Annotated in this window: 12 protein-coding genes (1 of these 12 cut by a window edge); 6 read left to right on the top strand and 6 right to left on the bottom strand. The window is 65.1% G+C overall.

The window, feature by feature from the left end:
* Positions 1–2 precede the first annotated feature (2 nt).
* The gene (locus tag ACNHGR_RS22710; protein WP_184274207.1) at positions 3–941 is read left to right on the top strand and encodes a Gfo/Idh/MocA family protein; all 939 of its coding nucleotides are present in this window, start codon (positions 3–5) and stop codon (positions 939–941) included.
* A gap of 67 nt (positions 942–1,008) precedes the next feature.
* Here ACNHGR_RS22710 and ACNHGR_RS22705 read toward each other — a convergent pair whose 3' ends face one another.
* The 6 genes from ACNHGR_RS22705 to ACNHGR_RS22680 all read right to left on the bottom strand — a co-directional run bounded on the left by ACNHGR_RS22705 (position 1,009) and on the right by ACNHGR_RS22680 (position 6,575).
* Complete coding sequence (locus ACNHGR_RS22705) at positions 1,009–1,236, bottom strand: hypothetical protein (RefSeq protein WP_184274205.1); 228 nt, start codon at positions 1,234–1,236, stop codon at positions 1,009–1,011.
* Positions 1,237–1,267: 31 nt separating this feature from the next.
* Positions 1,268–2,140: a helix-turn-helix domain-containing protein gene (locus tag ACNHGR_RS22700; protein WP_475289130.1), complete on the bottom strand. Its 873-nt coding sequence runs from the start codon at positions 2,138–2,140 to the stop codon at positions 1,268–1,270.
* Between the two features lie 46 nt (positions 2,141–2,186).
* On the bottom strand, positions 2,187–3,482 hold the full coding sequence (locus ACNHGR_RS22695) for an MFS transporter (protein ID WP_475289129.1): 1,296 nt from the start codon (positions 3,480–3,482) through the stop codon (positions 2,187–2,189).
* A gap of 39 nt (positions 3,483–3,521) precedes the next feature.
* Positions 3,522–4,076 (bottom strand): DUF3237 domain-containing protein, encoded by a 555-nt coding sequence (locus tag ACNHGR_RS22690; protein ID WP_475289127.1) that lies wholly within the window; start codon positions 4,074–4,076, stop codon positions 3,522–3,524.
* 72 nt (positions 4,077–4,148) lie between these two features.
* Positions 4,149–5,009, bottom strand: a complete 861-nt coding sequence (locus ACNHGR_RS22685) for a p-hydroxycinnamoyl CoA hydratase/lyase (RefSeq protein ID WP_475289125.1) — start codon at positions 5,007–5,009, stop codon at positions 4,149–4,151.
* Positions 5,010–5,123: 114 nt separating this feature from the next.
* The gene (locus ACNHGR_RS22680; protein WP_475289123.1) at positions 5,124–6,575 is read right to left on the bottom strand and encodes an aldehyde dehydrogenase; all 1,452 of its coding nucleotides are present in this window, start codon (positions 6,573–6,575) and stop codon (positions 5,124–5,126) included.
* 74 nt (positions 6,576–6,649) lie between these two features.
* Between ACNHGR_RS22680 and ACNHGR_RS22675 the strand changes: the two genes are divergently transcribed.
* From ACNHGR_RS22675 to ACNHGR_RS22655, 5 genes are all read left to right on the top strand, one after another.
* On the top strand, positions 6,650–7,111 hold the full coding sequence (locus ACNHGR_RS22675; RefSeq protein ID WP_184274197.1) for a MarR family transcriptional regulator: 462 nt from the start codon (positions 6,650–6,652) through the stop codon (positions 7,109–7,111).
* A 66-nt stretch (positions 7,112–7,177) separates the two neighbouring features.
* Entirely contained in the window at positions 7,178–9,640 is a 2,463-nt protein-coding gene (locus ACNHGR_RS22670) for a hypothetical protein (protein WP_475289121.1), read from the top strand.
* A 193-nt stretch (positions 9,641–9,833) separates the two neighbouring features.
* The gene (gene pobA / locus ACNHGR_RS22665) at positions 9,834–11,003 is read left to right on the top strand and encodes a 4-hydroxybenzoate 3-monooxygenase (protein WP_475289120.1); all 1,170 of its coding nucleotides are present in this window, start codon (positions 9,834–9,836) and stop codon (positions 11,001–11,003) included.
* 2 nt (positions 11,004–11,005) lie between these two features.
* A complete protein-coding gene (locus ACNHGR_RS22660) occupies positions 11,006–12,016 on the top strand; it encodes an aldo/keto reductase (RefSeq protein WP_475289118.1) in 1,011 nt (336 codons plus the stop codon).
* Positions 12,017–12,088: 72 nt separating this feature from the next.
* Positions 12,089–12,161, top strand: partial view of a hypothetical protein gene (locus ACNHGR_RS22655; protein WP_475289116.1) — the start only. It continues 146 nt past the right edge of the window; only the first 73 of its 219 coding nucleotides appear in the window; it begins with the start codon at positions 12,089–12,091; its stop codon lies off the right edge, out of view.

Raw genomic sequence — 12,161 nt, 5'->3', positions numbered from 1 at the left:
CCATGCGTATTGCCCTGGCCGGTGCCGGCGCCTTTGGCGAAAAGCATCTTGATGGCCTCAAGAATATCGACGGCGTAACCGTCACCTCGATTATCGGTCGCGAACTGGAAGCGACCAAGAAGGTCGCGGAGAAATATGGCATCGGCCATGTGACCACCGACCTCAGCGAGACGCTGGCGCGCGACGATGTCGACGCGGTGATCCTGTGCACGCCGACCCAGATGCACGCGGCACAGGCGATCGCCTGCATGGACGCAGGCAAGCATGTCGAGGTCGAGATTCCGCTGGCCGACAGCTGGAAGGATGCGCAGGCGGTGCTGGCCAAGCAGCAGGAAACGGGCCTGACCTGCATGGTCGGCCATACCCGCCGCTTCAACCCGTCGCACCAGTTCGTCCACAACCGCATCAAGGCCGGCGAATTCAACGTTCAGCAGATGGACGTGCAGACCTATTTCTTCCGTCGCAAGAATATCAATGCAAAGGGCGAGCCGCGGTCCTGGACCGATCATCTGCTGTGGCACCATGCCGCGCACACGGTCGATCTGTTCGCCTATCAGGCGGGCAAGATCGTGTCGGCGCATGCCATGCAGGGGCCGATCCATCCGGAACTGGGCATCGCCATGGACATGTCGATCCAGTTGAAGAGCGAGACGGATGCGATCTGCACCCTGTCGCTGTCCTTCAACAATGACGGGCCGCTCGGCACCTTCTTCCGTTATATCGGCGATACCGACACCTATATCGCGCGCTACGACGATCTGGTGAACGGCAAGGAAGAGCCGATCGACCTGGCCGGTGTTGCCGTGTCGAACAATGGCATCGAGTTGCAGGATCGTGAGTTCATCAGCGCGATCCGTGAAGGCCGCGATCCCAATTCGAGCGTCGCCAAGGTGTTCGACTGCTATCGTGTGCTGGGTGAACTGGAAACGCAGCTCGGCTGATCGGCAAGTTTCCTTCGGGGTCGCAGGAAGGGCGTGGCGGATCAGTCCGCTGCGCCCTTCCTCTTTGTTACGCGTTCAGCAGCGGATGCGCCATGCGCAGGTCATCCAGCAGAGTTTCGATCAGCGCTACATCCTGAAAGCTGCCGGTCGGCGTCGCGTTCCAATTGCAATGGGGATGGGTGTCGCGGCTGTAGATGCGCAGCGGGCCGATCGCCTTGCGCCAGTGATGCTTGCTCTTGCCATGGTCGCGCAGCAGCCGGGCCACCAGCAGGTCGATGAGCTTGTCCGCCGTCATGGGCGGACATTTAGGGCCGTTGCCGGCGGCGTCAACCGTCGCGCGCGGCACGCCAGTCGCGCGGCGGCTGGCCGACATGGCGGGTGAAGAAGCGCGAAAAATAGGCGGGGTCTTCAAAGCCGACCGCATAGGCGATTTCCGCCACCGACAATTGCGAATAGAGCAGCAGGCGGCGCGCCTCCAACAAGGCGCGGTCATCGAGCATCTGGGCTGGGGAACTGCCGGCCACATGGGCGCAGGCCTGACGCAGGGCAGTGAGGCTGGTGCCGAGTGCGCGGGCATGGTCCGATACGGATTCTCGCTGGCGAAAGCGCTGTTCGATGCGTTCGCGCAGGCGGGCGACGAGGGCAGCTTGCCGCGCGGTGCCGGGGCGGGCCGCCTGCGTCAGGGGGGCATGGCGCAGCGCGAGCACCATCAGCGAGAGCAGCGCGGATTCGACGGCGGCGCGCTGACCGGGGCCGGACCAGCCCAGTTCCTGCGCCATGCGGGTGATGGCGGTTTGCGCGGCGTCGCCTTCGGCAGGGGGCAGGGGCACCGCCTGGGGGTGGGCGAACAGCGGGGCGAGATCGGCGTCGCGCGCGATCAGGTGGCGCAGATAGGAATCGGCGATGGTGGTGACATGGCCGCTGGATTCGCTGTGCCAGCTGAAGCCATGGACGATGCCGGCGGGGATCAGGAGCAGGCAGGGCGCGTCGAAGCTCACCTGCGCCGCCTCCGCCTGCATCGCGCCGCCGCCCTGCGCGATCAGGATGATATGGTTGAGATCGCGATGGACATGTGGGCGGATCGTCCATTCGCTCGGGCGGGAGCGATCGTCGAGGCTTTCGACATGGACGAAGCCTTCCGCAACGCTACGCTGCGGTTCGCCATAGAGGTAGAAGCTGGGGACGGGCGCGGTCGACATGATGGATCGTCCATCCATGCGCCTGTTCCCGTCCGTGGACAAGGGTTCAGGCAGGGCGGGCGCGCAGCCCCATGAGCAGGGCCGCGCCGATCAGCGATCCCAGCGCCATCACCAGCGCGACCAGAGGCAGACCGAAATCGAGGGTGAAGAGGAAGCCGGCAAGAATCGGGCCGAGCGCCGCGCCGCCACGGCCGATGCCGATGACGATGCCGGTCCCGCCGGCGCGCACGGCGGTGGGGAAGGACTGGGCGACCAGCGCATAGAGGCCGACCACCGCGCCGTTGGTGAAGAAGCCTGCGCAGGTGGCGACGAGGCTGAGGCCCGCCAGTGTCGTTTGCCCCTGCCCGAAGACGGTGACCATGATTGTCGAGGCGACCATCGCAACCATGACGAGGCCGCGCACCGGCAGGCGCCAACTGAGCGCGCCGAGCAGCAGCGAACCGATGAGGCCGCCGACATTGGCCCAGACCAGCACGCCGCCTGCCGCCGATGGCGCGAAACCCATGTCCACGACGATCTTGGGCACCCATTTCAGGATGAAGTAGAAGGTCATGATGTGGCAGAAATAGGCGAGCGTCAGCAGGATGGTGGTGCGGGCAAGGCCGGGCGCGAAGAGGGTGGCGAAGGCCGGTTCAGGTGCGCTGCTGTCGGCAGGGGGCAGGGCGTCAGCAGGGGCATGGCCCATACGGGCGAGCAGGCGGTTGATGCGCGCGAGCGCGCCGTCGGGGCGCTTTTGCAGCAGGAAGCCGATCGATTCGGGCAGCAGCCAGAGCGAAACGGGCAGGAAGATGGCGGTAACGATGCCGCCGAACAGGAAGATGTCGCGCCACCCACCCGATACCAGCAATTGCGAGGCGACCGATCCGCCCAGGATGGCGCCGACCGAATAGCCCGCCGCCATGATCGCAACGGCCAGGCTGCGGGCGCGGGCGTTGGACAATTCGGCAACCATGGCATTGGTGCAGGCGAGCATGCCGCCGATGCCAAGGCCGGTGAGAAGGCGGATGGCGGAGAGCGACAGCACATCCCAGGCCTGCGTTGCGGCGGCCATGCCCGCCGCCATGACGACGAGGCAGCCCAATATGGTGGGGCGCCGGCCGATACGGTCGGCAAGGTTGCCAAGCAGAACCGATCCCACCGCCATGCCGATCAGTTCCATCGAGAGGACGAGACCGAGCGCGGCGCGATCAATCCCCCACTCCTTCGCGATGCCGGGCGAGGCGAAGCTGATCGCCAGCACGTCGAACCCGTCCAGCGCGTTCAGCAGGATGCACAGGATGATCGCCGCGATCTGGAGCCGGCCCATGGGCGCTTCGTCCAACTGTCGCCTGATGTCGGTCATGCCTGCTCCTGTCGTCAAATTCTTATGCTGATGTGCGTGTCAGCCGACCGCGAAAATGTCCAGCGCGACATGATCCTTGTAGCGCGCGGCGGTGCACAGAAACACGGTACGACCGAGCCAGCCGTGGGGACTGTCGCCTGCCACCTCGAAGCGTGGGGCGGTACGGAAATAATAGAGGGCGGGATCGACCACCTCGCCCGCCGCGATGCGGGCCAGCACCGGCGCGGGGCCGTGGCGATAGCCGGGGTTGACGATGGAGATGAGCGTGCCGTCGCTGGCCTCGATCGTGTAGCGCGCCAGGATGTCGGCGGTGCCGTCCGCCCGGATCGATTGCCAGTCGGCGCCGCCGGGCAATATCTTGCCGGTGAGGCGCGGGCCATCGACGCTGCCGCCGGTGATGGGGATCACCCGTTTGCGCACGCCATCCACCATGCCCAGTTCCTGCGGCGCGCCGATCAGCACACGCAGGCGCATGGCGAGGGTCAGCGGCGGCACGGCAAGCGTGTCGGATGCCGCGGCCGGGGTTGCGACGCTGGCGAGGGTCAGGGCGGGCATGGCCTTCAACAGGCTTCGACGGGGCAAATCCTGGCTCATATCCTCTCCTTTTGCGATTTTTTTGGTTATAGCAGTGCGGGCCGCCCTGTGGGAGCGGCCCGATCGTGCAGGTCAGGCGCTCTGCTTCGACTTGTCGTAGGCGCCGAGGCCCGGCTTGTATGTCTTGTCGTCGATGAACTGCTTGATGCCTTCCTTGCGGCCGTCATTGTCGAAGCTGTTGGCCGATTCCTGTGCGCGGATCAGATAATCCTCGGCATTGTCATAGGTCATTTCGCGGACACGGCGGACGGCGTCCTTGGTCGCCTTCAAGGCCACGGGATTCTTGGTCAGCAGCTTCTGCGCGACGTCGGAGACGCGGGCCTTGAGCTGGTCGAGCGGGAGCGCTTCGTTGACGAAACCCCATTCAGCGGCCTTCTTGCCATCGACATTTTCGCCCATCAGCGAATGATACATGGCGTTGCGGAAATTGGTGAGTTCGGTCGCGACCTTGGCCGCGCCGCCGCCGGGCAGGATGCCCCAGTTGATTTCGGACAGGCCAAACTGTGCCTCTTCGGCCGCGAAGGCGAGGTCGCAGGCGAAGAGCGGGCCATAGCCACCGCCAAAGCACCAGCCATTGACCATGGCGATGGTCGGTTTCTGGTACCAGCGCAGGCGGCGCCACCAGCCATAGCTTTCGCGCTGTGCGCCGCGCGTACCGGCCAGACCCTGCGCTTCGGTTTCCCGGAAATATTCCTTGAGATCCATGCCTGCCGACCAGGCGGTGCCTTCGCCGGTCAGGACGAGGACGCCGACATCGGTGCGATATTCCAGCTCATCGAGCACGCGCATCATCTGGCGGTTGAGGCGCGGCGACATGCAGTTGCGCTTGTCCGGCCGGTTGAAGCTGACCCAGGCGACGCCGTCTTCGACGGTGTAGGCGACGGTTTCGAGTTCGGTCTGGTCGACGCCGTCGACATGCAGGATGGTGGTCATGGCTATATGTCCTTTTGATCCGTTGGCCCTCAACCTGTCGAAGGGCGCGTTTTGCGAAGATGAGGAAGGGGCTTCGACAGGCTCAGCCCGAACGGGATTGGGAAATGGGGTCAATCAGATCGGGTAGTGGCCGGGCTCGGTTTCCATCGTGATCCAGCGCAGTTCGGTGAAGCTGTCGATGCCGGCACGGCCGCCGAACTTGCCGTAGCCCGATGCCTTGGTGCCGCCGAAGGGCATCTGCGCTTCGTCATGCACGGTCGGGCCGTTGATGTGGCAGATGCCCGACTGAATGCGGCGTGCGACCTTCAGCCCGCGCGCGGTGTCGCGGGTGAAGACCGAAGCGGACAGGCCATAATCGGTGTCGTTGGCAAGATCGATCGCATGGGCTTCGTCGCGGGCGCGAATGATGCCGACGACGGGGCCGAAGCTTTCGTCGCGGAACAACTTCATGTCCGGGGTGACGCCGTCGATGACATGGGCGGGCATGAGGACGCCGTCCGCGTCGCCGCCGTTCAGCTGCGTTGCGCCCGATGCCAGCGCGTCGGCGATCAGCGACTGGACATGGGCGACGGTCTTCGTATCGACCACGGCGCCGAGCGGAGTCTTGCCCTCGCGCGGATCGCCCACGGCCATGGTGGCGACCTTGGCCCGGAATTTTTCCGCAAAGGCGTCGGCAACAGCGTCGACCACGATGATCCGTTCGGTCGACATGCAAATCTGACCCTGATTCATGAAGGCACCGAAGGCAGCGGCCTTCACCGCTTCGTCCAGATCGGCGTCCTCCAGAACGATGAGGGGCGCCTTGCCGCCCAGTTCGAGCAGCACTGGCTTGAGATTTTCAGCACAGCGCTTCGCGATGATCCGGCCCACGGAGGTGGAGCCGGTGAAGTTGACGCGGCGGACGGCCGGATGATCGATCATCGCGCCGACCACGTCGGCGGCGTCCTGCGGCGCGTTGGTGATGAGGTTGACGATGCCGCCACCAAGTCCGGCTTCGATGAAGGCCTGAACGATCAGGCCATGGGTGCGGGGGCATTGTTCCGACGCCTTGAGCACGACCGTATTGCCGCAGGCGAGCGGCACGGCGATGGCGCGGGTGGCAAGGATGATTGGAGCATTCCACGGGGCCATGGACAATACGACGCCGGCCGGTTCGCGGATCGCCATGGCGATGCAGCCGGGCTTGTCGGACGGGATGACCTCTCCGCCGATCTGGGTGGTGAGGCTTGCGGCTTCGCGCACCATGGAACTGGACAGCATCAGGTTGAAGCGGGCCCAGCCTTCGGTCGCGCCGATTTCTTCCATCATCGCGTCGACGAAGTCGGCGGCCCTTGCGTCCAGCGCGTCGGCGGCCTTCATCAGGGCGGCGCGGCGGGCATTGGGGCCAAGGGCCGACCAGCCGGGGAAAGCGGCCTGCGCCGCATCCACGGCGGCAATGGCGTCATCGACGCTGGCGGCCGATGCGCGGGTGGCGACCGCGCCCGTAACCGGATTGGTGCGTTCGAACGTGGCAGCCGTGGCGTGCGATTCGCCGCCGATCAGCAGGGAAATTTCCGATGCAGGCATATCCTGGCTCCTTCTTATTGTTATGAAACATAGCAATGTTGATTGTTCTGAGCAATAACATTATTGCCGGATATATGGACAAGCCCCCCCCCCTTGCCGATCGCCTGACAGACCCGGTGGCGCCGCGCCTGGGCTATATGCTGCGTCGGGCATCGGCCGCGATGATGGCCGGTCTGGGCGTCGCGCTGGCGGAGATCGGGCTGCGGCCGGTGGAGGGGACGATCCTGATATTGGTCGGCGCCAATCCGGGCTGTATCCAGAGCGATATCGGGCGGATGCTGGGCATCAAGCGCGCCAATATGGTGCCGCTGATCGCGGCGCTGGCCGGGCGGGGACTGGTCGAGAAATCGCCGGTCGATGGACGGAGCCTGGCGCTGTCGCTGACATCGGCGGGCGAGCAGCTGCGCGCGCAGGTCGACGCCATCATGGATGCGCATGAAGCGCGGTTCGAACGGTTGCTGGCCGGCAGGGACATTTCCCTGCTGCGGGAAGCGCTGCGCCTGATCGCCGAGGAAGGCGAAGCGGGCGCGGAGTGAACCGCTGGCCGGGCGAGGCGTTACCCTTCCACTCTTGGCTTGTGCCGGCCCATGTGGGAAAGGCGCATGCAGGGTCGCGCCAACAGGATACCGGACGAACAGATGACGCCATTGCCGATCGACAGGATGACGCGAACTGCCCGCTATGCTGCGGGTGCGCTTGCTTTGGCGATGCTGGCGCCCGCTTCTCTGGGCGCGGCCGAACCGGCGCCGTTCGAAATGCCGGGGCCGGCGCTCGACATATTGGTGATGCGTGGCGACCAGAGCCTGCCGATCGCGCAGGTACCGAGCCTGTCCGAAGGCGATCGACTGTCGGTCGAGGCGGATCTGCCGACCGATCAGGGCGCGCGGTTCATTCTGGTGTCGGCCTTCCTGCGCGGCGCGACCAATCCGCCGCCAAAGGATTGGGTGCAATTCGCCGAGACATGGAAGAAGAAGGACAAGGACAAGGCGCTGGTCCTGACCGTGCCCAAGGGCGCGCGCCAGATGGTTCTGTTCCTGGTGCCCGATACCGGCGGGGCGGAAGGCGTGTTGTCCGATGCCGTCCGGGGCAAGCCGGGTGAGTTCGTGCGGGCGACGCAGGATCTCAACCAGGCTTCGCTCGACCGGTCACGGCTGGACGCCTTCATGGTGGCGATCAAGGCGCAGGAAAACAGCCATCCCGAATATCTGCGCAGCGTTGCGCCGACGCTGGCGCGCAGCCTGTCAATCAAGCTGAACGAGGATTGCCTGTCGAAGGTGGTCGAGATGCAGGCATCCTGCCTGCTCGACAATCGGGAGTCGCTGGTACTGGCGGATGTGCATAGCAGTTCGCTGGCCGAGACGCTGACGGGCGCGCCCACCGACCTTGCCATGCAACTCGCGTCGACGCGCGAGGCGGGCTATGGCTTTTACAGCCCCTATATCGGTGTGGTGCGCGACATTGCGAAGATATTCGGCGCGTTCAGCAGCCCGCAATTCGACTATCTGCCGACGCTGAGCGTGCGCAAGCCCGAGGGCATGTCGCTGCTGCTGAACGCCGCGCCGTCCTTCCAGAAACCCAAGTCGGTGATGGTCGTCGCCATGCCGGCGATCGAAGCGGACAGCCCGCCGCGTCTACGCCGCGTAGGCGATGCGCCGGTCTGCGTCGCACGGGCGGGCACGGTGCTGCCGGTCGAAGGCGCGCCGCTGATCTTTTCCACTACCTATGCCCGCGACGTGAAACTTGCACTCAAGGCGGCATCGGGCGAGACGGTGGAAGTGCCGGTGGAAGCGCGCGCCGACCGGGGCGGCTATGTGCTGACGGGCGCTGGCCTGCCGCCCGCCTTCAAGGGCAGCGTCGAGGGGCATCTTTATGGCCGCTGGGGCTTCGATCGGTTCGAGGGGCCGGACTTCATGTTGCAGATGCCCGATGGCGGAGCCTGGTCGGTCGAAGGCGACGCTGCTGCCTTGGTCGTTGGCCGCGACAATGGATTGGTGTTGAAGGGCGGCGCGCCCGCCTGTGTTGAAAGCGTAATGATTCGGCAGGGTGATGGCGTGCCCCGACCGGTCGAATGGAAGGTGCAGGGGCGCGATGCACTGGCGCTGACGGTGCCGCTGGCGGACCGGAAGCCCGGCGCGCTGAGCATCGAGGTCAAATATCAGGGCGTCGCCCAGCCTGCGGCGGTGGCGGTGCGCAGCTATGCGCAGGCGAGCCGGCTGGACGGGATGCTGATCCACGCGGGGGACAAGGCGGCGCTGCTGTCCGGGCAGCGGCTGGATCAGGTGGAAAGCGTGGATGTCGGCGGCCTGACGTTGCGGCCGGATGGACTGACCCGCGACGGATCGGTCGATCGGCTGCGGCTGGTGGCGCAGGGCGACAGCGGTGCGGGTGAAGCCGGCAGCGAAGCGAGCGCGCGCATCCGTTTGCGTGACGGACGCAATGTGAGCCTTTCCGTGACGGTGGCAGCGGCGCGGCCGCAAGTTGGGTTGTTGAGCAAGGATATCAGCCTGGGCACGCCGCCTGCAAATGGCAAGGCGCTGGCGCTGAATGGCGACAATCTGTTGCCGGACAATGGCCAGCTGGTCTTTTCGGTCCGTGCCGGCGAAGGGACGAAGCTGAGCGCCAGCGACATGATTGAGGTGGCGCCTGCCGATGAAGAGGCAGCGCCGATCCGGCTGACCGCAGCCAACGGGCTTCGGCTGGAAGGCCCCAAGGTGATGGTGGCGACGCTGAACCCCAGGATCATGGCGCCATCCCTGTTCGGACCGCTGCGTTTTCGCCTGCTGCGCGGCGCCGAGGTCAGCGACTGGCAACCCCTGGTGACACTGGCACGGCTGCCGCAGATCGAGGCGGTGGCCTGCGAGGAAAAGGCGGCGGGCTGCACCATCAAGGGACGCGACCTGTTCCTGATCGATGCGGTGGGTGCGACGCCGGCGCTCGACCAGGCGGCACAGGTGGCACAGGGCTATACCGGGTCGGCGCTCAAGGCGCCTGCGCCGCAGGATGGCAAACTCTATCTGCGCCTGCGCGATGCGCCCGACAGCGTGGTGACGCTGCCGGCGGCCTGAAGGGTGCGCGGGCGCATCATCCATGGCTGAGAACCAGCATCTGCGGGATATCCGCTAGTTTTGGAGGGAGGGAGGCGAGTTTCCTTCTGCCAGGGTTGATCGATCGTCCAAGTCATAAGATGATCCGGCCATGGGCGCGCCGTGGCGCGCGGGGCATCATCGCCTCCATTCCATATGGACTGGAGAGGATAGCATGAAAACGCAAGTCGCCATCGTCGGCGCTGGCCCCGCCGGGCTGATGCTCGGCCATCTGCTGCGTGCCGAGGGCATTGAAGCTGTGATCGTCGAGCGGGCCTCACCCGATTATGTGCTGGGCCGCATTCGCGCGGGCGTGCTGGAGCGCACCACCACCGACCTGATGGACCGGTTGGGTCTGGGCGCGCGCATGCATGCCGAAGGATTGCCGCATGATGGCTTTCACCTTGCCGATGGCGAGCGGCTGATCCGCATCAATATCGCGGAGCTGACGGGGCGGCAGGTGATGGTCTATGGCCAGACCGAAGTGACCCGCGACCTGATGGAAGCGGCGCCCGAACGGGGGCTGGAGATCATCTATGAGGCGGCGGACGTGGCGCTGCATGATGTCGAGAGCGATGCGCCATATCTTACCTATAGCAAGGATGGCGCGACTCACCGGATCGACGCCCAGTTCCTGTGCGGCTGCGACGGCTTCCATGGCCCGTCGCGCAAGGCGATTCCGGCTTCGGTGGCGATGGCCTATGAGAAGGTCTATCCCTTCGGCTGGCTCGGCATTCTGGCCGATGTGCCGCCCTGCAACCATGAACTCATCTATGCCAATCACGAGCGTGGCTTTGCGCTGGCATCGATGCGGTCGGAAACGCGCAGCCGCTATTATATTCAGGTGCCGCTGGACGAGAAGATCGAAGAATGGCCCGACGATCGGCTTTGGGATGAACTGGCGACCCGGCTGGGGCCGGAAGCGGCCGCGCATATCACCCGCGGCCCGGCGCTGGAAAAATCGATCGCACCGCTGCGCAGCTTCGTGTTCGAACCGATGCGCCATGGCCGGCTGATGCTGGCGGGCGACAGCGCGCATATCGTGCCGCCGACCGGTGCGAAGGGGCTGAACCTGGCCATGTCGGACGTCTATTATCTGTCGCAGGCGCTGACCGGCTACATCAAACGTCATGACAGCGACGCGGTGGCCGGCTATTCGGACAAGGCGCTGGCCCGCGTCTGGAAATCCGAACGCTTCTCATGGCAATTGACGAAGCTGATGCACCGCTTCCCCGATAGCGATGCGTTTGATCGCCGGATGCAGGTCGCCGACCTCGACTATATCGCGTCCTCGGTCGCGGCGCAGACCACGATCGCGGAAAATTATGTAGGATTGCCCCTGTAGAGATGACGAGCCTTCCCACCCGCAAGATCGGCCCCTTCACCGTCTCGGCCATCGGCCTTGGCTGCATGAACCTGTCCCACGCCTATCTGCCGCGTCCCGACGCGGCGGAGGCGGAGCGGTTGCTTCGGCATGCGCTGGATGCCGGCGTGACCCTGTTCGATACCGCCGCGCTCTATGGCTTCGGCGCGAATGAGGAATTGCTGGGCCGCACGCTGATGGACCGGCGGGGGGAATTCACCCTGGCGAGCAAATGCGTGCTGGCGGAAATTGATGGCAAGCGTGGGCTGAACGGATCGCCGGCGGCGATCGAGCGGGTGCTGGAGGATTCGCTGCGTCGGTTGAAGGTCGACCATATCGATCTCTATTATCTCCACCGGCTCGACCCTGCTGTGCCGATCGAGGAATCGGTCGGCGCGCTTGCCCGGGCGAGGGAAGCCGGAAAGATTGGCGCGATCGGCCTGTCGGAAATGTCGGCGGCGACGCTGCGCCGCGCGCATGCGGTGCATCCGATCGCTGCGATGCAGACCGAATATTCACCCTGGGTGCGTAATCCCGAAGTGGCTGTGCTCGATGCCTGTGCGGAACTGGATGTCGCTTTCGTTGCCTTCTCGCCGGTCGGGCGCGGATTGCTGGCGGGCAATCCCAATGCGGCCAATCTGCTGCCCGGTGATATTCGCGGTGCAATGCCGCGTTTCCAATCGCCCCATCTGGAAGCCAACCTGCGTCTGGTCGATCAGCTCAAGGCGCTGGCGATGGAGGCAGGGTGCACGGCCGCCCAATTATGTCTGGCCTGGTTGCTGGCGAAGGGCGACCATGTCGTGCCGATCCCCGGAACCACCAGCATCGCGCATCTGGACGAGGATCTGGCTACCCTGTCGCGCGACTGGCCGGAGGCGCTGATGGCGGCGGTCGATGCGCTCTTCCCCTTTGATGCGCCGTCGGGGCCGCGCTATCCCAGAGAGGCGCAGGCGCAGGTCGACACCGAAATCTGGGAAGGGGAACCGCTGGCCTGAATCGGCCGACGTGATTCTCAAGCCCTTTCAAAGGCTTGATTCGACGATTCCCCGCAAAAACGGATGGCATATATGGGCGCGACGGGTCTGAACCTGCTGCGCCCATCTTTTTTCGACATGGCTGAAAGCCACGGAAATCCTTGGT

This window comes from Sphingobium sp. RS1, assembly GCF_056156825.1.
Note: the sequence above shows the minus strand (reverse complement) of the source record. Positions and strands in the feature narration are given on the sequence as shown.

What these genes read in the sequence shown, in the direction of transcription:
- ACNHGR_RS22700 (WP_475289130.1), bottom strand. Translation starts at nt 2,140, where the DNA reads ATGTCGACCGCGCCCGTCCCCAGCTTCTACCTCTATGGCGAACCGCAG.
- pobA (WP_475289120.1), top strand. Translation starts at nt 9,834, where the DNA reads ATGAAAACGCAAGTCGCCATCGTCGGCGCTGGCCCCGCCGGGCTGATG.
- ACNHGR_RS22705 (WP_184274205.1), bottom strand. Translation starts at nt 1,236, where the DNA reads ATGACGGCGGACAAGCTCATCGACCTGCTGGTGGCCCGGCTGCTGCGC.
- ACNHGR_RS22680 (WP_475289123.1), bottom strand. Translation starts at nt 6,575, where the DNA reads ATGCCTGCATCGGAAATTTCCCTGCTGATCGGCGGCGAATCGCACGCC.
- ACNHGR_RS22710 (WP_184274207.1), top strand. Translation starts at nt 3, where the DNA reads ATGCGTATTGCCCTGGCCGGTGCCGGCGCCTTTGGCGAAAAGCATCTT.
- ACNHGR_RS22670 (WP_475289121.1), top strand. Translation starts at nt 7,178, where the DNA reads ATGCAGGGTCGCGCCAACAGGATACCGGACGAACAGATGACGCCATTG.
- ACNHGR_RS22675 (WP_184274197.1), top strand. Translation starts at nt 6,650, where the DNA reads ATGGACAAGCCCCCCCCCCTTGCCGATCGCCTGACAGACCCGGTGGCG.
- ACNHGR_RS22695 (WP_475289129.1), bottom strand. Translation starts at nt 3,482, where the DNA reads ATGACCGACATCAGGCGACAGTTGGACGAAGCGCCCATGGGCCGGCTC.
- ACNHGR_RS22685 (WP_475289125.1), bottom strand. Translation starts at nt 5,009, where the DNA reads ATGACCACCATCCTGCATGTCGACGGCGTCGACCAGACCGAACTCGAA.
- ACNHGR_RS22660 (WP_475289118.1), top strand. Translation starts at nt 11,006, where the DNA reads ATGACGAGCCTTCCCACCCGCAAGATCGGCCCCTTCACCGTCTCGGCC.
- ACNHGR_RS22690 (WP_475289127.1), bottom strand. Translation starts at nt 4,076, where the DNA reads ATGAGCCAGGATTTGCCCCGTCGAAGCCTGTTGAAGGCCATGCCCGCC.